Annotated in this window: 25 protein-coding genes; 22 read left to right on the plus strand and 3 right to left on the minus strand. The window is 64.8% G+C overall.

Features of this window, described 5'->3' with window-relative positions; all coding sequences use genetic code 11:
* Positions 1–65 precede the first annotated feature (65 nt).
* The 12 genes from CAG44_RS00570 to CAG44_RS00625 all read left to right on the plus strand — a co-directional run bounded on the left by CAG44_RS00570 (position 66) and on the right by CAG44_RS00625 (position 11,923).
* Positions 66–635 carry a YqgE/AlgH family protein gene (locus tag CAG44_RS00570; RefSeq protein ID WP_015272081.1) on the plus strand — a complete coding sequence of 190 codons (570 nt, stop codon included), beginning with the start codon at positions 66–68 and terminating at the stop codon, positions 633–635.
* Positions 635–1,072 (plus strand): Holliday junction resolvase RuvX, encoded by a 438-nt coding sequence (ruvX, locus tag CAG44_RS00575; protein WP_013974530.1) that lies wholly within the window; start codon positions 635–637, stop codon positions 1,070–1,072. The genes CAG44_RS00570 and ruvX overlap by 1 nt, the downstream gene beginning before the upstream one ends.
* A 49-nt stretch (positions 1,073–1,121) precedes the next feature.
* The gene (gene pyrR / locus CAG44_RS00580) at positions 1,122–1,640 is read left to right on the plus strand and encodes a bifunctional pyr operon transcriptional regulator/uracil phosphoribosyltransferase PyrR (RefSeq protein WP_025340908.1); all 519 of its coding nucleotides are present in this window, start codon (positions 1,122–1,124) and stop codon (positions 1,638–1,640) included.
* 12 nt (positions 1,641–1,652) lie between these two features.
* Positions 1,653–2,657, plus strand: a complete 1,005-nt coding sequence (locus CAG44_RS00585) for an aspartate carbamoyltransferase catalytic subunit (RefSeq protein ID WP_003257774.1) — start codon at positions 1,653–1,655, stop codon at positions 2,655–2,657.
* Complete coding sequence (locus CAG44_RS00590; protein ID WP_015272083.1) at positions 2,654–3,925, plus strand: dihydroorotase; 1,272 nt, start codon at positions 2,654–2,656, stop codon at positions 3,923–3,925. The genes CAG44_RS00585 and CAG44_RS00590 overlap by 4 nt, the downstream gene beginning before the upstream one ends.
* Positions 3,926–4,138: 213 nt before the next feature.
* Positions 4,139–4,669 carry an ATP-dependent protease subunit HslV gene (gene hslV / locus CAG44_RS00595; protein WP_003249309.1) on the plus strand — a complete coding sequence of 177 codons (531 nt, stop codon included), beginning with the start codon at positions 4,139–4,141 and terminating at the stop codon, positions 4,667–4,669.
* Between the two features lie 76 nt (positions 4,670–4,745).
* A complete protein-coding gene (gene hslU, locus CAG44_RS00600) occupies positions 4,746–6,089 on the plus strand; it encodes an ATP-dependent protease ATPase subunit HslU (protein ID WP_015272084.1) in 1,344 nt (447 codons plus the stop codon).
* Between the two features lie 163 nt (positions 6,090–6,252).
* Complete coding sequence (locus CAG44_RS00605) at positions 6,253–6,630, plus strand: gamma-butyrobetaine hydroxylase-like domain-containing protein (RefSeq protein WP_003249306.1); 378 nt, start codon at positions 6,253–6,255, stop codon at positions 6,628–6,630.
* A 268-nt stretch (positions 6,631–6,898) separates the two neighbouring features.
* The gene (gene phaC / locus CAG44_RS00610) at positions 6,899–8,578 is read left to right on the plus strand and encodes a class II poly(R)-hydroxyalkanoic acid synthase (RefSeq protein ID WP_025340910.1); all 1,680 of its coding nucleotides are present in this window, start codon (positions 6,899–6,901) and stop codon (positions 8,576–8,578) included.
* Between the two features lie 63 nt (positions 8,579–8,641).
* Positions 8,642–9,493, plus strand: coding sequence for a poly(3-hydroxyalkanoate) depolymerase (gene phaZ / locus CAG44_RS00615; RefSeq protein ID WP_025340911.1), 852 nt, complete (start codon positions 8,642–8,644; stop codon positions 9,491–9,493).
* Between the two features lie 119 nt (positions 9,494–9,612).
* Positions 9,613–11,295 (plus strand): class II poly(R)-hydroxyalkanoic acid synthase, encoded by a 1,683-nt coding sequence (phaC, locus tag CAG44_RS00620; RefSeq protein ID WP_085587798.1) that lies wholly within the window; start codon positions 9,613–9,615, stop codon positions 11,293–11,295.
* Between the two features lie 13 nt (positions 11,296–11,308).
* The gene (locus CAG44_RS00625; RefSeq protein ID WP_075046596.1) at positions 11,309–11,923 is read left to right on the plus strand and encodes a TetR/AcrR family transcriptional regulator; all 615 of its coding nucleotides are present in this window, start codon (positions 11,309–11,311) and stop codon (positions 11,921–11,923) included.
* A gap of 120 nt (positions 11,924–12,043) precedes the next feature.
* On the opposite strand, the gene CAG44_RS00630 is transcribed toward CAG44_RS00625, so the two are convergent.
* From CAG44_RS00630 to CAG44_RS00640, 3 genes are all read right to left on the minus strand, one after another.
* Positions 12,044–12,832, minus strand: a complete 789-nt coding sequence (locus CAG44_RS00630; RefSeq protein ID WP_085691406.1) for a phasin family protein — start codon at positions 12,830–12,832, stop codon at positions 12,044–12,046.
* 10 nt (positions 12,833–12,842) lie between these two features.
* Positions 12,843–13,262 (minus strand): phasin family protein, encoded by a 420-nt coding sequence (locus tag CAG44_RS00635; protein ID WP_023663112.1) that lies wholly within the window; start codon positions 13,260–13,262, stop codon positions 12,843–12,845.
* Between the two features lie 122 nt (positions 13,263–13,384).
* A complete protein-coding gene (locus CAG44_RS00640) occupies positions 13,385–13,660 on the minus strand; it encodes a polyhydroxyalkanoic acid system family protein (RefSeq protein WP_015272091.1) in 276 nt (91 codons plus the stop codon).
* 124 nt (positions 13,661–13,784) lie between these two features.
* On the opposite strand from CAG44_RS00640, the gene ubiE reads away from it, so the two are divergent.
* The 10 genes from ubiE to CAG44_RS00695 all read left to right on the plus strand — a co-directional run bounded on the left by ubiE (position 13,785) and on the right by CAG44_RS00695 (position 21,910).
* Positions 13,785–14,555, plus strand: coding sequence for a bifunctional demethylmenaquinone methyltransferase/2-methoxy-6-polyprenyl-1,4-benzoquinol methylase UbiE (gene ubiE / locus CAG44_RS00645; protein ID WP_013974541.1), 771 nt, complete (start codon positions 13,785–13,787; stop codon positions 14,553–14,555).
* Positions 14,555–15,178: an SCP2 domain-containing protein gene (locus tag CAG44_RS00650; protein WP_085691407.1), complete on the plus strand. Its 624-nt coding sequence runs from the start codon at positions 14,555–14,557 to the stop codon at positions 15,176–15,178. Before ubiE ends, CAG44_RS00650 begins: the two co-directional genes overlap by 1 nt.
* Positions 15,175–16,794, plus strand: a complete 1,620-nt coding sequence (ubiB, locus tag CAG44_RS00655) for a ubiquinone biosynthesis regulatory protein kinase UbiB (protein WP_075046599.1) — start codon at positions 15,175–15,177, stop codon at positions 16,792–16,794. Before CAG44_RS00650 ends, ubiB begins: the two co-directional genes overlap by 4 nt.
* A gap of 72 nt (positions 16,795–16,866) precedes the next feature.
* The gene (gene hisI, locus CAG44_RS00660) at positions 16,867–17,259 is read left to right on the plus strand and encodes a phosphoribosyl-AMP cyclohydrolase (protein WP_013974544.1); all 393 of its coding nucleotides are present in this window, start codon (positions 16,867–16,869) and stop codon (positions 17,257–17,259) included.
* 1 nt (position 17,260) lies between these two features.
* Entirely contained in the window at positions 17,261–17,596 is a 336-nt protein-coding gene (locus CAG44_RS00665; protein WP_046613456.1) for a phosphoribosyl-ATP diphosphatase, read from the plus strand.
* Positions 17,597–17,750: 154 nt separating this feature from the next.
* Complete coding sequence (locus tag CAG44_RS00675; RefSeq protein WP_025340917.1) at positions 17,751–18,023, plus strand: twin-arginine translocase TatA/TatE family subunit; 273 nt, start codon at positions 17,751–17,753, stop codon at positions 18,021–18,023.
* 3 nt (positions 18,024–18,026) lie between these two features.
* Positions 18,027–18,404 carry a Sec-independent protein translocase protein TatB gene (gene tatB, locus CAG44_RS00680; RefSeq protein WP_025340918.1) on the plus strand — a complete coding sequence of 126 codons (378 nt, stop codon included), beginning with the start codon at positions 18,027–18,029 and terminating at the stop codon, positions 18,402–18,404.
* A complete protein-coding gene (tatC, locus tag CAG44_RS00685) occupies positions 18,401–19,189 on the plus strand; it encodes a twin-arginine translocase subunit TatC (RefSeq protein WP_013974546.1) in 789 nt (262 codons plus the stop codon). The genes tatB and tatC overlap by 4 nt, the downstream gene beginning before the upstream one ends.
* On the plus strand, positions 19,186–19,893 hold the full coding sequence (locus CAG44_RS00690) for a 16S rRNA (uracil(1498)-N(3))-methyltransferase (RefSeq protein WP_013974547.1): 708 nt from the start codon (positions 19,186–19,188) through the stop codon (positions 19,891–19,893). The genes tatC and CAG44_RS00690 overlap by 4 nt, the downstream gene beginning before the upstream one ends.
* 100 nt (positions 19,894–19,993) lie before the next feature.
* Positions 19,994–21,910 carry a methyl-accepting chemotaxis protein gene (locus CAG44_RS00695; RefSeq protein WP_085691408.1) on the plus strand — a complete coding sequence of 639 codons (1,917 nt, stop codon included), beginning with the start codon at positions 19,994–19,996 and terminating at the stop codon, positions 21,908–21,910.
* Positions 21,911–22,101 lie beyond the last annotated feature (191 nt).

Genomic DNA, 22,101 nt, shown 5'->3' on the forward strand with positions numbered 1-22,101 from the left:
GCAGCCCCAAAACAGCCATGCCGAGCACCTTGTCAGCCTCGCCACCTGGCGCCACACTATCCCCCATGAAAACCCTCACGCCGAGCTACCTCAAGCATCAGTTCCTGATCGCCATGCCGCACATGGCCGATCCGAACTTCGCCCAGACCCTCACGTACATCGTCGAGCACAACGCCCATGGCGCCATGGGCCTGGTGGTCAACCGGCCGCAGGAGCTGAACCTGGCCGACATCCTCGAGCAGCTGCGCCCGGACGAAATGCCACCGGCCAGTACCTTGCAGGTGCCGATCTACCAAGGTGGCCCGGTACAGACCGACCGTGGCTTCGTGCTGCACAGCAGCGAATGCAGTTTCCAGGCCACCGTGGCGCTGGAAGGGCTGTCGCTGACCACCTCGCAGGATATATTGCTTGCCATCGCCGCCGGGGTAGGCCCGAAACAGAGCCTGATCACCCTGGGCTATGCCGGCTGGGAAGCGGGCCAACTGGAAGCGGAGCTTGCCGACAACGCCTGGCTCAACTGCCCGTTCGACCCGGAAATCATCTTCGGCCTGACCAGCGACCTGCGCCTGGAAGCCGCCGCTGCCAGCCTGGGGATCAACCTGAACCTGCTGACCAGCCAGGCGGGCCACGCCTGATGGCTGAACTGCACCCTGAACTGCGTCTGCTGCTGGGCTTCGACTACGGCAGCAAACAGATCGGCGTAGCCGTCGGCCAGGTGGTCACCGGCCAGGCCCGCGAGCTTTGCACCCTGAAGGCACAGAACGGCGTGCCGGACTGGGCCCAGGTGGAAAAGCTGATTGCCGAATGGAAGCCCGACGCCATCGTCGTCGGCCTGCCGCTGAACATGGACGGCACCCCCAGCGAAATGAGCGCCCGCGCAGAAAAGTTCGCCCGCCGCCTGAACGGCCGCTTCAACCTGCCCGTGCACACCCACGACGAACGCCTGACCACCTTCGAGGCCAAGGGTGAACGCATGGCCCGTGGCGGCCAGCGCGGCAGCTACCGCGACAACCCGGTCGATGCCATCGCCGCCGCCCTGTTGCTGCAAGGCTGGCTGGAGGCCAATACCTGATCATCTTTGCCGCCGGGCCCGCCCGGCGCACCCTTCCGAGGAGCCTGCAATGAGCCTACCCGATCCAGCCGAACTGATTCGGCAGATGGCCGTCGACCTTCGCGCCCACCTGGCCCGCCGGGCAATTACCGAACCACGCTACATCGGCATCCGCACCGGCGGCGTCTGGGTTGCCCAGGCCCTGCAGGAAGCCATGGGCGACACCAGCCCCATGGGCACTCTGGACGTGTCGTTCTATCGCGACGACTTCAGCCAGAACGGCCTGCACCCGCAAGTGCGCCCGTCCGAGCTGCCGTTCGAGGTCGAGGGCCAGCACCTGGTGCTGGTGGATGACGTGCTGATGAGCGGCCGCACGGTGCGCGCCGCGCTCAACGAACTGTTCGATTATGGCCGCCCGGCCAGCGTCACCCTGGTCTGCCTGCTGGACCTGGATGCCGGCGAACTGCCAATCCGCCCGAATGTACTCGGCGCCACCCTGTCGCTGGCCGCCCATGAACGGGTAAAATTGACCGGACCCGCACCGCTCGCCCTCGAGCGCCAGGACCTCGCCTCCGCTTCCGCCCTTTAAGAGTCCCCCGCGATGACGCCAATCGACGCCAAGCGCCCGCTGCAGCTCAATGATCAGGGCCAGCTGCGCCACTTCCTCTCGCTCGACGGTTTGCCCCGCGAACTGCTCACCGAGATCCTCGACACCGCCGACTCCTTCCTGGAAGTCGGTGCCCGGGCCGTGAAGAAAGTCCCGTTGCTGCGCGGCAAGACCGTGTGCAACGTGTTCTTCGAGAACTCCACCCGTACCCGTACCACCTTCGAACTGGCGGCCCAGCGCCTGTCGGCCGACGTGATCAGCCTGAACGTGTCGACCTCCTCGACCAGCAAGGGCGAGACCCTGTTCGACACCCTGCGCAACCTCGAAGCCATGGCCGCCGACATGTTCGTGGTGCGCCACTCCGACTCCGGGGCCGCGCACTTCATCGCCGAGCACGTGTGCCCGGAAGTTGCCGTGATCAACGGCGGTGACGGCCGCCATGCGCACCCGACCCAGGGCATGCTCGACATGCTCACCATCCGCCGCCACAAGGGCAGCTTCGAGAACCTGTCGGTGGCCATCGTCGGCGACATCCTGCACTCGCGCGTGGCCCGCTCCGACATGCTGGCGCTCAAAGCGCTGGGCTGCCCGGACATCCGCGTGATCGGCCCGAAAACCCTGATCCCGATCGGTATCGAGCAGTACGGCGTGAAGGTGTACACCGACCTCGCCGAAGGCCTGAAGGATGTCGACGTGGTGATCATGCTGCGCCTGCAGCGTGAGCGCATGGCCGGTGGCCTGCTGCCCAGCGAAGGCGAGTTCTACCGCCTGTTCGGCCTGACCACCGCGCGCCTGGCCGGGGCCAAGCCCGACGCCATCGTCATGCACCCGGGCCCGATCAACCGCGGCGTGGAAATCGAGTCGGCGGTGGCCGACGGCAAGCACTCGGTGATCCTCAACCAGGTCACCTACGGCATCGCCGTGCGCATGGCCGTGCTGTCCATGGCCATGAGTGGGCAGAACGCGCAACGTCAATTCGACCAGGAGAACGCCCAGTGACCATCAGTATTCTCGGCGCCCGGGTCATCGACCCCAACAGCGGCCTGGACCAGGTCACCGACCTGCACCTGGACGGCGGCCGCATTGCCGCCATCGGTGCAGCCCCGGCCGGCTTCAGCGCCAGCCGCACGATCCAGGCTGATGGCCTGGTCGCCGCCCCCGGCCTGGTCGACCTCGGCGTGTCCCTGCGCGAGCCGGGCTACAGCCGCAAAGGCAACATCGCCAGTGAGACCCGCGCCGCCGTCGCCGGCGGTGTCACCAGCCTGTGCTGCCCGCCGCAGACCAAGCCGGTGCTGGACACCTCGGCCGTGGCCGAACTGATCCTCGACCGCGCCCGCGAGGCCGCCAACAGCAAGGTCTACCCGATCGGCGCCCTGACCAAGGGCCTGGAAGGCGAGCAACTGGCCGAGCTGGTGGCCCTGCGCGACACCGGCTGCGTGGCCTTCGGCAATGGCCTGAAGGAGATCCCCAACAACCGTACCCTGGCCCGCGCCCTGGAATACGCCGCCACCTTCGACCTGACCGTGGTGTTCCACTCCCAGGACCGCGACCTGGCCCAGGGTGGCCTGGCTCACGAAGGCGCCATGGCCAGCTTCCTCGGCCTGCCGGGCATTCCGGAAACCGCCGAGACCGTGGCCCTGGCGCGCAATCTGCTGCTGGTGGAACAGACCGGCGTGCGTGCGCACTTCACCCAGATCACCAGCGCACGTGGCGCACGGCTGATCGAGCAGGCCCAGCAGCTTGGCCTGCCGGTGACCGCCGATGTGGCGCTGTACCAACTGATCCTTACCGACGAGTCGCTGCGTGAGTTCTCCAGCCTGTACCACGTGCAGCCACCGCTGCGCACCGCCGCCGACCGTGACGGCCTGCGTGCGGCGGTGAAGTCGGGCGTGATCCAGGCGATCTCCAGCCACCACCAGCCGCACGAGCGCGACGCCAAGCTGGCCCCGTTCGGCGCCACCGAGCCGGGCATCAGCAGCGTCGAGCTGCTGCTGCCGCTGGCCATGACCCTGGTTCAGGATGGCCTGCTCGACCTGCCAACCTTGCTGGCCCGGCTCAGCAGCGGCCCGGCGGCTGCCCTGCGCCTGCCGGCCGGCGAGCTGAAAGTGGGTGGCGCGGCCGACCTGGTGCTGTTCGACCCGCAGGCCTCGACCGTGGCCGGCGAGCAGTGGTTCTCGCGCGGCGAGAACTGCCCGTTTATCGGCCACTGCTTGCCGGGTGCGGTACGTTATACCTTGGTCGATGGGCATGTCTGCCACGAGGCCTGAGTAACCCTCACTGGCCTCATCGCCGGCAAGCCAGCTCCCACAGGAAATCACTGCCCTCAAGGCCTGTGATATCCCTGTGGGAGCTGGCTTGCCGGCGATGAGGCCAGTGCAAGGGAACACCTACCATTCATCCCCCACGGTTGAAATCCTTCCCCCCACCCCCATATGAGTCTGCATCAGGCACTTTCGCCCCGCTGCGTGGAGACTCTCCCCTTGACCACCATCGTTTCTGTCCGCCGTAACGGCAAAGTCGTCATGGGCGGCGACGGCCAGGTATCCCTCGGCAACACCGTGATGAAAGGCAACGCCAAGAAGGTGCGCCGCCTGTACCACGGCCAGGTCATCGCGGGCTTCGCCGGCGCCACCGCCGATGCGTTCACCCTTTTCGAGCGCTTTGAAGGCCAGCTCGAGAAACATCAGGGCCACCTGGTCCGCGCCGCCGTCGAGCTGGCCAAGGAATGGCGTACCGACCGTTCCCTGAGCCGCCTGGAGGCCATGCTGGCCGTGGCCAACAAGGACGCCTCCCTGATCATCACCGGCAACGGCGACGTGGTCGAACCCGAAGACGGCCTGATTGCCATGGGTTCCGGCGGCGCCTACGCCCAGGCCGCAGCCCGCGCCCTGCTGAACAAGACCGACCTCTCGGCCCGTGAAATCGCCGAGACCGCCCTGAACATCGCCGGCGACATCTGCGTGTTCACCAACCACAACCTGACCATCGAGGAGCAGGACCTGGCCGACTGATCAGCTGTTCTGGCGCCCCATCCCGGTGATGGGGTTTTTCCACGCTGATTCATTCCGCCCGAGGACCATTTTCATCATGTCCATGACCCCCCGCGAGATCGTCCACGAACTCAACCGCCACATCATCGGCCAGGACGACGCCAAGCGCGCCGTGGCCATCGCCCTGCGCAACCGCTGGCGGCGCATGCAGCTCCCCGCCGAGCTGCGCGCCGAAGTGACCCCGAAGAACATCCTGATGATCGGCCCTACCGGCGTCGGCAAGACCGAAATCGCCCGCCGCCTGGCCAAGCTGGCCAACGCGCCGTTCCTCAAGGTCGAAGCCACCAAGTTCACCGAAGTGGGCTACGTGGGCCGCGACGTCGAGTCGATCATCCGCGACCTGGCCGATGCCGCATTGAAGATGCTGCGTGAGCAAGAGATCATCCGCGTGCGCCACCGCGCCGAGGACGCCGCCGAAGACCGCATCCTCGACGCCCTGTTGCCGCAGGCGCGGGTCAGCAGCTTCGCCGAGGAAGCCGCGCAGACCAGCACCGATTCCAACACCCGCCAGCTGTTCCGCAAGCGCCTGCGCGAAGGCCAGTTGGACGACAAGGAAATCGAGATCGAAGTGGCCGATGCCGTGGGCGTCGAAATTGCCGCGCCGCCCGGCATGGAAGAAATGACCAACCAGCTGCAGAGCCTGTTCGCCAACATGGGCAAAGGCAAGCGCAAGGCGCGCAAGCTGAAGGTTAAAGAGGCGCTGAAGATGGTTCGCGATGAAGAAGCGAGCCGCCTGGTCAACGAGGAAGAGCTCAAGGCCAAGGCCCTGGAAGCTGTCGAGCAGCACGGCATCGTGTTCATCGACGAAATCGACAAGGTTGCCAAGCGCGGCAATGTTGGCGGCGCCGACGTGTCCCGTGAAGGCGTGCAGCGCGACCTGCTGCCGCTGATCGAAGGCTGCACCGTCAACACCAAGCTGGGCATGGTCAAGACCGACCACATCCTGTTCATTGCCTCGGGTGCGTTCCACCTGAGCAAGCCGAGCGACCTGGTGCCCGAGCTGCAAGGCCGCCTGCCGATCCGTGTGGAGCTCAAGGCCCTGACCCCGGAAGACTTCGAGCGCATCCTGCAGGAGCCGCACGCGTCGCTGACCGAACAGTACCAGGCCCTGCTCAAGACCGAAGGCCTGAACATCGAGTTCCTCGCCGACGGTATCAAGCGCCTGGCCGAGATTGCCTATCAGGTCAACGAGAAGACCGAGAACATCGGTGCCCGTCGCCTGCACACCCTGCTCGAGCGTTTGCTCGAAGAGGTGTCGTTCAGTGCTGGCGACCTGGCCAGCACCCATGACGAAGCGCCGATCCAGATCGACGCGGCGTATGTGAACAGCCACCTGGGTGAGCTGGCGCAGAACGAAGACCTGTCGCGTTACATCCTGTAAAGACGGCGTCGACTGCTTCGCGGGCACGCCCGCTCCCACAGGATCACCACAGACCCAAAGCATGTGGTGATCCTGTGGGAGCGGGCGTGCCCGCGAAGAGGCCCTTGAATCCCTCCATCATAAGCTGGAAGCTTGCTTCATCAGCTCCCGAGAGATTCCGCCCATGGCCCGCCTGCCCACCGCCATCAACCTGCACAAAGCCTCGAAAACCCTCAGCCTCACCTACGCCCCCGGCGAGGTCTACCACCTGCCCGCCGAATTCCTGCGCGTGCACTCCCCCTCCGCCGAGGTCCAGGGCCACGGTAACCCCATCCTGCAGTTCGGCAAGATCAACGTCGGCCTCAGCGGCCTGGAACCTGCCGGGCAATACGCACTGAAACTGACCTTCGACGACGGCCATGACAGCGGCCTGTTCACCTGGGAATACCTCGAGCAGCTGTGCCTGCGCCAGGAACAGCTGTGGGCCGAGTACCTCGACGAACTGCACAAGGCCGGGAAATCCCGCGACCCCGCCGAGTCGGTGGTCAAACTCATGCTCTAGCGCAAGGCCTGCAGGATTTAGAGCGCATTTTCTAAAATCATCTGTTTGAATGACTTACAGACAGCCCAGTGACGGGCTGTCTTGCGCATTACATGAAAGTCGGGTAACCAATGGGGGTGGCAAGTTCCCTGCATCAAATTGCAGGTAGTCAGAACCCTCGCAGCACCGCTGTTCCTTATCACTGGTCACCCGAGTAGCAGTACCGGGCTCAGAACTGTGCACCCGCCACAGCAACCGGTACTCGTCTCAGGACAACGGAGCGTCGTAGATGAGTAACAAGAACAACGATGAGCTGCAGCGGCAGGCCTCGGAAAACACCCTGGGGTTGAACCCGGTCATCGGTATCCGCCGCAAAGACCTGTTGAGCTCGGCACGCACCGTGCTGCGCCAGGCCGTGCGCCAACCGCTGCACAGCGCCAAGCATGTGGCCCACTTTGGCCTGGAGCTGAAGAACGTGCTGCTGGGCAAGTCCAGCCTTGCCCCGGAAAGCGACGACCGTCGCTTCAATGACCCGGCATGGAGCAACAACCCACTTTACCGTCGCTACCTGCAAACCTACCTGGCCTGGCGCAAGGAGCTGCAGGACTGGATCGGCAACAGCGACCTGTCGCCCCAGGACATCAGCCGCGGCCAGTTCGTCATCAACCTGATGACCGAAGCCATGGCTCCGACCAACACCCTGTCCAACCCGGCAGCGGTCAAACGCTTTTTCGAAACCGGCGGCAAGAGCCTGCTCGATGGCCTGTCCAACCTGGCCAAGGACCTGGTCAACAACGGTGGCATGCCCAGCCAGGTGAACATGGACGCCTTCGAGGTGGGCAAGAACCTGGGCACCAGTGAAGGCGCCGTGGTGTACCGCAACGATGTGCTGGAGTTGATCCAGTACAGCCCCATCACCGAGCAGGTGCATGCCCGCCCGCTGCTGGTGGTGCCGCCGCAGATCAACAAGTTCTATGTATTCGACCTGAGCCCGGAAAAGAGCCTGGCGCGCTACTGCCTGCGCTCGCAGCAGCAGACCTTCATCATCAGCTGGCGCAACCCGACCAAAGCCCAGCGCGAATGGGGCCTGTCCACCTACATCGACGCGCTCAAGGAGGCGGTCGACGCGGTGCTGGCGATTACCGGCAGCAAGGACCTGAACATGCTCGGTGCCTGCTCCGGCGGCATCACCTGCACGGCATTGGTCGGCCACTATGCCGCCCTCGGCGAAAACAAGGTCAATGCCCTGACTCTGCTGGTCAGCGTGCTGGACACCACCATGGACAACCAGGTCGCCCTGTTCGTCGACGAGCAGACTTTGGAGGCCGCCAAGCGCCACTCCTACCAGGCCGGCGTGCTCGAAGGCAGCGAGATGGCCAAGGTGTTCGCCTGGATGCGCCCCAACGACCTGATCTGGAACTACTGGGTCAACAACTACCTGCTCGGCAACGAGCCGCCGGTGTTCGACATCCTGTTCTGGAACAACGACACCACGCGCCTGCCGGCCGCCTTCCACGGCGACCTGATCGAAATGTTCAAGAGCAACCCGCTGACCCGCCCGGACGCCCTGGAGGTTTGCGGCACCCCGATCGACCTGAAACAGGTCAAATGCGACATCTACAGCCTTGCCGGCACCAACGACCACATCACCCCGTGGCAGTCGTGCTACCGCTCGGCGCATCTGTTCGGCGGCAAGATCGAGTTCGTGCTGTCCAACAGCGGCCACATCCAGAGCATCCTCAACCCGCCAGGCAACCCCAAGGCGCGCTTCATGACCGGTGCCGATCGCCCGGGTGACCCGGTGGCCTGGCAGGAAAACGCCACCAAGCATGCCGACTCCTGGTGGCTGCACTGGCAAAGCTGGCTGGGCGAGCGTGCCGGCGAGCTGAAAAAGGCGCCGACCCGCCTGGGCAACCGTGCCTATGCCGCTGGCGAGGCATCCCCGGGCACCTACGTTCACGAGCGTTGAGCTGCAGCGCCGTGGCCACCTGCGGGGCGCCACGGTGTTCATTTCACCCCATGAGTCACGCGCATGCCGCAACCCTACATCTTCAGGACCGTCGAGCTGGACAACCAGTCCATCCGCACCGCCGTCCGCCCGGGCAAACCGCACCTGACGCCGCTGCTGATCTTCAACGGCATCGGTGCCAACCTGGAGCTGGTGTTTCCGTTCATCGAAGCACTGGACCCGGACCTGGAAGTCATTGCCTTTGACGTACCCGGGGTCGGCGGCTCGTCCACGCCGCGCCACCCGTACCGCTTCCCCGGGTTGGCCAAGCTGACGGCACGCATGCTCGACTACCTCGACTACGGCCAGGTCAATGTCATCGGTGTGTCGTGGGGCGGCGCCCTGGCCCAGCAGTTCGCCCACGATTACCCCGAACGCTGCAAGAAACTGGTGCTGGCCGCCACCGCAGCCGGTGCGGTGATGGTGCCAGGCAAGCCCAAGGTGTTGTGGATGATGGCCAGCCCACGGCGTTACGTGCAGCCGTCGCATGTCATCCGCATTGCGCCGACGATCTATGGCGGCGGCTTCCGGCGTGACCCCGAACTGGCCATGCAGCACGCCGCCAAGGTGCGCTCCGGCGGCAAGATGGGCTACTACTGGCAGCTGTTCGCCGGGCTCGGCTGGACCAGCATCCACTGGCTGCACAAGATCCAGCAACCGACCCTGGTGCTGGCCGGCGACGACGACCCACTGATCCCGCTGATCAACATGCGCCTGCTGGCCTGGCGGATTCCCAATGCCCAGCTACACATTATCGACGACGGTCATTTGTTCCTGATCACCCGGGCCGAGGCCGTCGCCCCGATCATCATGAAGTTCCTTCAGCAAGAACGACAGCGCGCCGTCATGCACCCTCGCCCGGCTTCGGGCGGGTAAATCGATGCGGCCTTCTTCGCGGGCGCGCCCGCTCCCACAGGGATGGCGCCGAACCTGTGGGAGCGGGCATGCCCGCGAAGGTCTCGACAGCGAAATGGCTTAGACGAGGGAGTGTTGCCATGAAAGACAAACCGGCCAAAGGAACGCCAACGCTTCCCGCCACCAGCATGAACGTGCAGAACGCCATCCTCGGCCTGCGCGGCCGTGACCTGATTTCCACGCTGCGCAATGTCAGCCGCCAAAGCCTGCGTCACCCGCTGCACACCGCACATCACCTGTTGGCCCTGGGTGGCCAGCTGGGCCGGGTGATGCTGGGTGACACACCGCTTCAGCCGAACCCGCGCGATACGCGCTTCAATGACCCGACATGGAGCCAGAACCCGTTCTACCGTCGCGGCCTGCAGGCCTACCTGGCCTGGCAGAAGCAAACCCGACTGTGGATCGAGGAAAGCCACCTGGACGACGATGACCGGGCCCGTGCGCACTTCCTGTTCAACCTGATCAACGATGCCCTGGCGCCAAGCAACTCGCTGCTCAACCCGCTGGCGGTCAAGGAACTGTTCAACAGCGGTGGCCAGAGCCTGGTGCGCGGTGTGGCCCACCTGCTCGATGACCTGCGCCACAATGACGGCCTGCCACGCCAGGTCGACGAGCGCGCCTTTGAAGTTGGCGGCAACCTCGCCGCGACTGCCGGCGCCGTGGTGTTTCGCAACGAGCTGCTGGAGCTGATCCAGTACAAACCGATGAGCGAAAAGCAGCATGCCCGGCCACTGCTGGTGGTGCCGCCACAGATCAACAAGTTCTACATCTTCGACCTCAGCTCGACCAACAGCTTCGTCCAGTACATGCTCAAGAATGGCCTGCAGGTGTTCATGGTCAGCTGGCGCAACCCCGACCCGCGCCACCGCGAATGGGGCCTGTCCAGCTACGTTCAGGCCCTGGAAGAAGCGCTCAACGCTTGCCGCAGCATCAGCGGCAACCGCGACCCCAACCTGATGGGCGCCTGTGCCGGCGGCCTGACCATGGCCGCGCTGCAGGGCCACCTGCAGGCCAAGCACCAGCTGCGCCGGGTGCGCAGCGCCACCTACCTGGTCAGCCTGCTGGACAGCAAGTTCGAAAGCCCCGCCAGCCTGTTCGCCGACGAGCAGACCATCGAGGCCGCCAAGCGCCGCTCCTACCAGCGCGGCGTGCTGGATGGCGCCGAGGTGGCGCGGATCTTCGCCTGGATGCGGCCCAACGACCTGATCTGGAACTACTGGGTCAACAACTACCTGCTCGGCAAGACACCACCAGCCTTCGACATCCTGTACTGGAACGCCGACAGCACGCGCCTGCCCGCCGCGCTGCATGGCGACCTGCTGGACTTCTTCAAGCTCAACCCGCTGACCCACCCCGCCGGCCTGGAGGTATGCGGCACCCCCATCGACCTGCAGAAGGTCGAGCTGGACAGTTTCACCGTGGCCGGCAGCAACGACCACATCACCCCGTGGGATGCGGTGTACCGCTCGGCCTTGCTGCTGGGTGGCGACCGGCGCTTCGTGCTGGCCAACAGCGGGCATATCCAGAGCATCATCAACCCGCCCGGCAACCCCAAGGCCTACTACCTGGCCAACCCCAAGCTATCCAGCGACCCGCGTGCCTGGTTCCACGACGCCAAGCGCAGCGAAGGCAGCTGGTGGCCGTTGTGGCTGGAGTGGATCACCCCGCGCTCCGGCCCGCTCAAGGCACCGCGCAGCGAACTGGGCAATGCCACCTACCCACCGCTGGGCCCCGCGCCGGGCACCTACGTGCTGACCCGATGAGCATGCCGACTGGATGAAGACTCGCGACCGTATCCTCGAATGTGCCCTGCAGCTGTTCAACCAGCAGGGCGAACCGAACGTATCCACCCTGGAAATTGCCAACGAACTGGGCATCAGCCCTGGCAATCTCTACTACCACTTCCACGGCAAGGAGCCGTTGGTGCTGGGGCTGTTCGAGCGCTTTGAAGAAGCGCTGATGCCCTTGCTCGACCCGCCGCTGGAGGTACGCCTGGACGCCGAGGATTACTGGCTGTTTCTGCACCTGATCGTCGAACGCATGGCGCAGTACCGCTTCCTGTTCCAGGACCTGTCGAACCTGACCGGGCGCCTGCCCAAACTGGCCCGCGGCATGCGCAACCTGATCAACGCGCTCAAGCGCACACTGGCGGCGTTGCTAGCCAGCCTCAAGGGCCAGGGGTTGGTAGAGAGCGAGACCCAGGCGCTGGGGCAACTGGTGGAGCAGATCACCCTGACACTGATGTTCTCGCTGGATTATCAGCGGGTACTGGGGCGCGAGGGGGATGTGGGGATTGTGGTGTACCAGGTGATGATGCTGGTGGCGCCGCATCTGCAGGCCCAGGCGCGGGGGGCGGCGGAGCAGTTGGCGGTGCGGTATCTGGAGGGGTAAGCCTGTTGTTTCGGTGTCGCGGCTTTCGCGGGCATGCCCGCTCCCACAGGTGAAATGCAGTGCTCGAGTGCACACAGGACCTGTGGGAGCGGGCAAGCCCGCGAAGAAGGCGACGCGGTATCAGATCAGGGTACCGGTGCCTGTCTGTGCCGAAGGTGGGTTGCTGGCCGGAGCCGCAGTTGGCGCCGGAGCTGCACTAGCGGCCGGAGCGGCGCTGGCCGCCGGAGCTGCCGGCTTGGCGGCTGCCGGCTTGGCGGCTGCCGGCTTGGCCGGTGCTTTCTTCACTGCAGGCTTCTTCGCCACAGCCGGTTTGGCCGCTGCCGGTTTCGCCGCAGGCTTGGCCGCCGCAGTCTTGGCAGCAGGTTTAGCCGCTGCGGCCTTGGCTGCCGGCTTGGCTGCCGCGGTTTTTGCCGCAGGCTTGGCCGCTGCCGTCTTGGCCAGTGGCTTGGCCGCCGCCTTGCTCGCAGCCGGTTTGGCTGCAGTGCGCGACGAAATCGGGGTAACCGAAGCGCCGGTGAGTTTCTCGATCTGCTTGGTCAGGCTGTCCACCTGCTGGTGCAGGGCCTTGATCTCGTTGCGGCTCGGCACGCCAAGGCGCGAGATGGCACTGTTCAGGCGCTTGTCGAAGGCCTCTTCGAGTTCGCTCCACTTGCCCAGCGCACGGTCCTTCACGCCCGACACACGCGAAGTGGTCGACGACTTGGCAGTTTCAGCAACATCTTCTGCGGTCTTCTTCGCCTGCTTCTCGGCCTTCTCGCCATCCTTCACCAGCGAGTCGAACAGCTTCGGGCCGTCCTGGTCGATCTTCGAATAGATACCAAGCCCCGCCAGCCAGATCTTGCGGGAGTACTTCTCGATCCCGCCGACCCAGGAGCTGCCTTCTTTCTCGGAATTCTTCTTGCCAGCCATCCTGCTCTCCTTATGGTTTGTGCGCGACGCGCTCGAGCAGCTCGTGCAGCTGTTCAAGCTTGATGGACAACGCCTCAACGTCATGTTTAGACGGAATGCCAAGGCGATTCAAGGCGCGACCTACCCGCGCGTCGAAAGCTTTTTCGATCTTGTCCAGTTGAACTTCGACCTTGCCGCGTACGCGACTGACTTCCTGGGTCGCTTCGTCGATCTGGTTGTTGGCAGCATCGAGCTCCTTGTCGATGCGCTTCTTGCCACGCTTCTCGACGCCTTCGCCGGCCTTGACCAGCTCATTGAAGTAGTCGGAGCCTTCCTGGCCCACACGCGCATAGGCGCCGATGCCCGCCAGCCAGATCTTGCGCGCGTAGCCGCGCACCTCGCCCAGCGTACCCGGGGCGTCGTCCTTTTTCTTCACAGTCACTTTGGCCATGCTCTGTACCTCATGCTCATGAGTGGAGGAGGAACCGCCCATGGAGGTTGGGCTTGAGCACAAGGTAGAGAGGGAAATTAGAATCTTCACCCTAAGGTGAACGAGCATGGCCCGGGAAGGGGTCAGGCCAGGGCTTTGTCCAGCGCCCGCTCGATCTCGCCCTTGATGGTGCCGCTCATCATCGACAGCATCATCCCCAGCTTCAATTCGACGCGGATGCGGTCATCGAAGATGTGCACGCTGCCGTTGGCACCGCTGCGCGCCACGTCGACCCGGTCACCGTTCCAGGTGGCCTTGAGGTCGTACTCGCGGGTCAGTTTGTCGACCAGCGCTTCAGCCTTGGCACGGGCGGCATCACGGCCGAGGGAATGTTTGCGTTCGACGCTGATCTGGGTCATGCGGGTGTTCCTGAAGATGAAGACATAATGGGCATTATGCCCGCCCCTGCCCACTGGCACACCCCGCCAAGACAAATCCGCCCGTTCGCCCTAGAATGGCGGTAATTTTTTCCGGTGAAGCGATATGAACGACCAGCGCAAAGGCGACCACGCCGAACCCACCACCCATTTCGGTTACCAGGACGTCCCTGAAAGCCAGAAGGCGAAGAAAGTCGCCGAGGTGTTCCACTCGGTAGCGGCCAAGTACGACCTGATGAACGACGTGCTTTCCGGCGGCATGCACCGCCTGTGGAAGCGCTTCACCATCGAGCTGTCGGGCGTACGCGCCGGCAACCGTGTACTGGACATCGCCGGCGGTACCGGCGACCTGGCCGCCAAATTCTCGCGGCTGGTCGGCCCGACCGGCCAGGTAGTGCTGGCCGACATCAACGAGTCGATGCTCAAGGTGGGCCGTGACCGCCTGCTCGACCGTGGCGTGGCCGGCAACATCGAGTTCGTCCAGGCCGACGCCGAGAAGCTGCCATTCCCGGACAACCACTTCGACTGCGTGACCATCGCCTTCGGCCTGCGCAACGTCACCCACAAGGACGAAGCCATCCGCTCGATGCTGCGCGTGCTCAAGCCGGGCGGTCGCCTGCTGGTGCTGGAGTTCTCCAAGCCGACCAACAAGCTGATGTCCAAGGCCTACGACGCCTACTCGTTCGCCTTCATGCCGCTGGCCGGCAAGCTGATCACCAACGACTCGGAGAGCTACCGTTACCTCGCCGAGTCGATCCGCATGCACCCCGATCAGGAAACCCTGAAGGCCATGATGGTCGAGGCCGGTTTCGACCGCGTCACCTACCACAACATGACCAGCGGCATCGTTGCCGTGCACCGGGGGATCAAGCCCTGATGCTGCTGGCCGGGCTGCTCGCCAGCGTCGAACATGGCCTGAACCGCGTCCTGCGCATGGACAGCACGGCCCTGCCGCGGCTGGCCGCGCTGGAGGGCAAGGTCATCGAGATCGACTGCCGCCAGCCAGCCTTGCAGGTGTTCATCCTGCCCGATGAAGAGGGCCTGATGCTCGCCGCCCACTGGCAAGGCGAGGTCGACTGCAGCCTGCGCGCCCCGGCCGGCAGCCTGGCGCAACTGGCCCTGGCCAGGGACAAGACTGCCGTGCTGCACAGCCCGCAAGTCGAACTGCATGGCGACAGCGCCGTGCTGCTCGACCTGTTCGGTGTGCTGCAGGACCTGGAGCTGGACTGGGAGCACGAGCTGCAACGCTGGCTCGGCCCGGTCGCCACAGCGCTGCTGTCGGGCCACATCCGCCTGCGTGCACGCTGGACCCGCCAGGGCCTGGCGCGCTTCAGCCAGAACCTTTCCGAGTACCTGGCCGAAGAGTCCCGCACCTTGGTCGGCAAGCGCGAAGCCGAAGCCGCCTTCAGCGAGCTCGATGCCCTGAAGCTCGATACAGAACGCCTTGAGGCGCGCCTCAAGCGCCTCTCCCGATCCCTTGATACCAGCGATAACGCATGAAGCTGCTCGCCGTCCGCCGTCTTTTTCGCATCCAGCGTGTGGTGATCCGCTACCGTCTCGATGACCTGCTGTTCGACCTGCCGCTGCCCTGGTGGCTGATGAGCCTGCGCCTGCTGATGCCGTGGCGCTGGCTGCCGCGCAAGCCGTCCGAGCTCAGCCGTGGCGCGCGCCTGCGCCTGGCCCTGCAGGACCTGGGGCCGATTTTCATCAAGTTCGGCCAGTTGTTGTCCACCCGCCGTGATCTGCTGCCCAACGACATTGCCGATGAGCTGATGCTGTTGCAGGACCGTGTGCCGCCGTTCGACCCCAAGCAGGCCGTGGCACTGATCGAGGCGCAGCTGGGCGCCCCGGTAACGCAACTGTTCAGCCGCTTCGACGTCGAGCCGCTGGCCTCGGCCTCGGTGGCCCAGGTGCACGCTGCGCGCCTGAAAAGTGGCGAAGAAGTGGTGGTCAAGGTGGTACGCCCGGGCCTGAAGCCGGTGATCGCCCAGGACCTGGCCTGGCTGTTCCTGATCGCCAAGGCCGCCGAGCGCGCTTCGGCCGACGCCCGCCGCCTGCACCCGGTGGAAATCGTCGGCGACTACGAAAAAACCATCTACGACGAGCTCGACCTGCTGCGCGAAGCGGCCAACGCCAGCCAGCTGCGGCGCAACTTCGAAGGCTCCGAGCTGATGTACGTGCCCCAGGTGTACTGGGACCTGTGCCGCCCCAAGGTGCTGGTGATGGAGCGCATCTACGGCGTGCCGGTTACCGACATGGCCACCTTGGCCGACCAGCGCACCGACATGAAGCTGCTGGCCGAACGGGGTGTGGAGGTGTTCTTCACCCAGGTGTTCCGCGACAGCTTCTTCCATGCCGACATGCACCCCGGCAACATCTTCGTCAGCACGGTCAAACCATGGAGCCCGCAGTACATCGCCATCGACTGCGGCATCGTCGGCAGCCTGACCGCCGAGGACCAGGACTACCTGGCGCGCAACCTGATCGCTTTCTTCAAGCGTGACTACCGCCGCGTCGCCCAGTTGCACATCGACTCGGGCTGGGTGCCGGCGCACACCAAGGTGAACGAGTTCGAAGCGGCGATCCGTACCGTGTGCGAGCCGATCTTCGAAAAACCGTTAAAGGATATTTCCTTCGGCCAGGTGCTGATGCGCCTGTTCCAGACCGCCCGCCGCTTCAACATGGAAGTGCAGCCGCAGCTGGTGTTGCTGCAGAAGACCCTGCTCAACATCGAGGGCCTGGGCCGCCAGCTGTACCCCGAGCTGGACCTGTGGAGCACCGCCAAGCCATTCCTCGAGCGCTGGATGCGCGACCGCATGAGCCCCAAGGCAGTGCTCGGCAACATCCACAGCCAGGTCGAGCAACTGCCGCACCTGGCCGACATGGCCCGCGACCTGCTCGAGCGCCTGTCGCAACCGCACCTGCACGATCCGCAACTGCCGGAGCGGCGCCGCCAGGGCGACCGCTGGGCGCTGCGCCTGCTCGGCGCCGGCCTGCTCGGCGGTGGTGCGGTACTGGCCGCTGGTGCCGCCGCGGCCACCAGCCTGGCCGCCCCTGCCGCCTGGCCGGCCTGGCTGATGCTGGCCGCCGGCCTTTACCTGATCGTGCGCCAATAGCCAGCCGCGCCCATGGCTGGCACACTAGCGCAAAGGGCCCGGCACAGGAGCGGGCCCGCTTTGGAGTCGACGATGAAAGACTGGCTGGACGAGATCAAGTGGAACAGCGAGGGCCTGGTACCGGCGATCGCCCAGGACCACAAGACCGGACGCGTGCTGATGATGGCCTGGATGAACCGCGAATCGCTGGCCCTGACCGCCGCCGAGCAACGCGCCATCTATTGGTCGCGTTCGCGTGGCAAGCTGTGGCGCAAGGGCGAGGAATCCGGGCATGTGCAGAAGCTGCATGAAATGCGCCTGGACTGCGATGCCGACGTGATCATCCTGATGGTCGAGCAACTGGGCCATATCGCCTGCCATACCGGCCGTGAAAGCTGCTTCTACCGCGTCTTCGAAGACGGCCAGTGGAAAACCGTCGACCCGGTCCTGAAAGACCCGGATGCCATCTACAGCGCAGGACACTGACATGAGCGACACCCTCAACCGCCTGGCCGAAGTGCTTGAAGAACGCAAGCAAGCGGCGCCCGACAGCTCCTACGTGGCCAGCCTGTACCACAAGGGCCTGAACAAGATCCTCGAAAAGCTCGGCGAAGAGTCGGTCGAGACGATCATTGCCGCCAAGGATGCCGCGGTCAGCAAGGATTACAGCGATGTCATCTACGAAACCGCCGACCTGTGGTTTCATAGCCTGGTAATGCTCAGCGCGCTGGGCCAGCATCCGCAAGCCGTGCTCGATGAGCTGGAACGCCGCTTCGGGCTTTCCGGGCATGATGAGAAGGCCGCACGAACGCCTTCTGCCTGACGTATTTTGGGGCGCCTGTGGGAGCGGGCGTGCCCGCGAAGAATGCGACGCGGTGCATGGCACCGGCTACGCCGGTGTTCGCGGGCATGCCCGCTCCCACAGGGGCCGTGTTGCCGGATCGATTTGCTGTACACACATTTTTCAGGAGTACGAAATGGGTATCTTTGACTGGAAACACTGGATCGTCCTGCTGGTGGTCGTGGTCCTGGTGTTTGGCACCAAGAAGCTGAAGAACTTCGGCAGTGACCTGGGTGAGTCGATCAAGGGCTTCCGCAAGGCCATGAGCGACGAAGAGAACAAGCCGGCCGAGCAGACCCCGCCGCCTGCCCAACCCGTTCCACCGGTGCAGAACACTGCCCAGCAGAACCAGGGCCACACCATCGAAGGCCAGGCCCAGCCGGCTCAAGAGCCGCAGCGGAAAGACTGACCCATGTTCGGCATCAGTTTCAGCGAGCTGCTGCTCGTCGGCCTGGTCGCCCTGCTGGTGCTCGGCCCCGAGCGCCTGCCCGGTGCCGCGCGCACGGCAGGCCTGTGGATCGGCCGGCTCAAGCGCAGTTTCAACAGCATCAAGATGGAAGTGGAGCGCGAAATCGGCGCCGACGAAATCCGCCGCCAGCTGCACAACGAGCACATCCTGCAGATGGAAGAGGAAGCCAAGCGCATCCTCAACCCGATGACGCCACCGGCGCAGCCGCCTGTCACCACCGCAACCGTTCAGCCCCCCGCCGGGCTCGAAGCCAGGCCGGTCGAGACCGCTGCCACCCCGGCCACGCCTTCTGAACCGCCTCAACCGCCGCGAGCCCCATGAGCGAAAATCCGGAACACGACCAGCCAATGCCGCTGGTTTCGCACCTGACCGAACTGCGCACCCGCCTGCTGCGCTGCGTTGCCGTCATTTTCCTGATCTTTGCCGGGCTGTTCTCCTTCGCCCAGCAGATCTACACCTTGGTCTCCGCGCCGCTGCGCGAGCACCTGCCGGCCAATGCGACGATGATCGCCACCGACGTGGCCTCGCCGTTCCTCACGCCGTTCAAGCTGACCATGATCGTCTCGCTGTTCCTGGCGATACCGTTCATCCTCCAGCAGATCTGGGGCTTCATCGCACCCGGGCTGTACCGCCATGAAAAGCGCATCGCCATTCCGCTGCTGGTGTCGAGCATCTTCCTGTTCTACGCCGGCATGGCCTTCGCCTATTTCCTGGTGTTCCCGCTGATCTTCGGCTTCTTCGCCAGCGCCACGCCGGAAGGCGTGTCGATGATGACCGACATCGCCAGCTACCTCGACTTCGTGATGACGCTGTTCTTCGCCTTTGGCGTGGCCTTCGAAATCCCGGTGGCGGTGGTGCTGCTGGTATGGATCGGCGTGGTCGACGTGAAGTACCTGAAGAAGATTCGCCCCTACGTGATCATCGGCTGCTTCGTGGTCGGCATGGTCCTCACCCCACCGGACATCTTCTCCCAGACCCTGCTGGCCGTTCCCATGTGGCTGCTGTTCGAGATCGGCGTGCTGTGCGGCAGCCTGATCCGCAAGCGCAGCGCCCACGACGAAACCGCCAACGACCACAACGACCAGCCACCAGCGACCCAACCGTGAACCTGTTGCTCCTTGAAGAGGCCGACTTCGTCTCGGCCGACCGCGTCGTTCTCGCAGACCGGCGCTTCACCCACATGCAGGACATCCACCGTGTGGCGGTGGGCGACAACCTGCGCGTGGGCCGTATCAACGGCCTGATGGGCAAGGCCACGGTGCTGCGCCTGGAAAAGCACGAAGCCGAACTGGAAGTCGCCTTTGACCAGCAGCCACCGGCCAAGCTGCCGCTGACCCTGGTGCTGGCCGTACCTCGGCCGAAAATGCTGCGCCGGCTGTTCCAGACCGTGGCCACCCTTGGCGTGCCGCGGCTGATCCTGCTGAACAGCTACAAGGTCGAGAAAAGCTTCTGGCAAACACCGTTCCTGCACCCGGACAGCGTTCGCGAGAACCTCATCCTGGGCCTGGAACAAGCCCGCGACACCGTGCTGCCCGAAGTGATCATCGAGAAGCGCTTCAAACCGTTCGTCGAAGACCGCCTGCCGGCCATCGCCGCAGGCACCCTGGGCCTGGTCGGCCACCCCGGCCCCTACCCCGCCTGCCCGCGCGCCGTGGAGCAGCCCGTGACCCTGGCCATCGGCCCGGAGGGCGGCTGGATCCCCTACGAAGTGGACCTGCTGGGCAAGGCAGGCCTGGCTCCGGTCCAGCTGGGCGACCGCATCCTGCGGGTAGAGACCGCGGTGACAGCGCTGCTTTCACGAATTTTCTGACACTCAAGTCAACTTTTAACCATAAAGTTTCCCCTCCCCGGGCCGATTGTCTTGGCAACACAACAATTAATCGTGCTGCCAAGGCGCCGGGGAGTCGTACATGTATCAATGGTTCGCCCAATCATTGGGCAATGTGAGCGTCAATCGCAAACTGGGGCTGGGCTTCGGCCTGGTGCTGCTGTTGACCCTGGCCATCACCCTGGCTGGCTGGCACGGCATGGACAGCATCATCAACCGTGGCGACAAGCTGGGAAACATCTCGGTCATTCAGCAATACACCCAGGAACTGCGCATCGCCCGCCAGCATTACCAGCGCCAGCCTGACGAAGCCTCGGTGGCAGAATTGGAAAAGGCACTGGGTAACCTCGAACGCCAGGTGCAGTTTATGCTCGGGCAGATCGAGCAGCCCGCTGACAGCCAGCGCCTTGAGCAGCAGCGCGAGGCCGTGCGCGGCTACCAGCAGGCGTTCAACGAGCTGAAACAGGCCGGCCAACGCCGCGAGGCCAGCCGCGCCGTGCTAGGCGACACTGCCGACAAGGCCGCGGAGCTGATTGGCCGGGTGCAACGCGGCCTGCTGCAGGGTGGCGATATCAGCCAGTACCAGCACGCGGTGGAAGTCAGCGCCCTGTTGCAACAGGCGCGGTTCCAGGTACGCGGTTACACCTACAGCGGCAACGCCGACTACCAGCAAACGGCGCTGAAGGCCATCGATCAGGCCTTGGCCGAACTGCGCGCGCTACCGGCCAAAGTGCCGGCGGAGCACGCTGCCAGCCTGGACGATGCCACCACCGCCCTGGCAGGCTACCGCGACGCGGTCACCCAGTTCGGCAGTGCCCAGGTCGCCAGTGAGCAGGCCCTGCAGAGCATGGTCGAGCACGGCACGGTACTGCTGCAGACCAGCCAGGCGATGACCACCTCGCAAACCGCTGTGCGCGACGCCGGGGCGGCCCAGGCCAAGAGCGTGCTTGCCGTGGCCACCGTGCTGGCCCTGACCCTCGGCCTGCTGGCGGCCTGGGCCATCACCCGGCAGATCATCGTCCCGCTGCGCCAGACCTTGCACGCCGCCGAACGCGTGGCCAGTGGCGACCTGACCCTGAACCTGCAGGCACAACGCCGCGACGAACTGGGCCAGTTGCAAGCCAGCATGCATCGTATGACCCAGGGCCTGCGCGAACTGATCAGCGGCATCGGTGATGGCGTCACGCAGATCGCCAGTGCTGCCGAGGAGCTGTCGGCGGTGACCGAGCAGACCAGTGCCGGGGTCAACAACCAGAAGGTCGAGACCGATCAGGTGGCGACCGCCATGAACCAGATGACCGCTACCGTGCATGAGGTGGCGCGCAATGCCGAGCAGGCCTCGGAAGCTGCGTTGATGGCCGACCAGCAAGCCCGCGAAGGCGATCGTGTGGTGGGCGAGGCGGTGGCGCAGATCGAGCGCCTGGCCGGCGAAGTGGTCAATTCCAGCGAAGCGATGAACCAGCTCAAGGCCGAAAGCGACAAGATCGGCAGCGTGCTCGACGTGATCAAGTCGGTGGCCCAGCAGACCAACCTGCTGGCCCTCAACGCAGCGATCGAGGCGGCCCGGGCCGGCGAGGCCGGGCGTGGCTTTGCCGTGGTGGCCGATGAGGTGCGCAGCCTGGCGCAGCGCACTCAGCAATCGACCGAAGAGATCGAAGAACTGATTGCCGGCCTGCAAAGCGGCACCCAGCGCGTGGCCAGCGTGATGGACAGCAGCCGCCAGCTGACCGACAGCAGCGTCGAACTGACCCGCCGTGCCGGCAGCTCGCTGGAGACCATCACCCGGACCGTATCGTCGATCCAGGCCATGAACCAGCAGATTGCCACGGCAGCTGAAGAACAGACGGCCGTGGCAGAAGAGATCAACCGCAGCGTGATGAACGTGCGGGATATTTCTGACCAGACCTCGGCGGCCAGTGAAGAGACGGCCAGCTCCAGCGTGGAGCTGGCGCGGTTGGGTACCCACCTGCAAGGGTTGGTGGGGCGGTTCAGGCTGTGATCTCAAGCATGAGCCATCTGTGCCGGCCTCTTCGCGGGCTTGCCCGCTCCCACAGGCACTGCATGGCCCTTGAAGCCTGTGCGATCCCTGTGGGAGCGGGCGAGCCCGCGAAGAGGCCGGCACAGGCAATAAATCCCACCTAATGAAGTGAAATTTCCTACCTGATTATCAGGTCAAGTCCTACAGCTCCG

The sequence above is a fragment of the Pseudomonas sp. B13(2017) genome (genome assembly GCF_002113245.1).
Taxonomy (GTDB): Bacteria; Pseudomonadota; Gammaproteobacteria; order Pseudomonadales; family Pseudomonadaceae; genus Aquipseudomonas; species Aquipseudomonas putida_Z.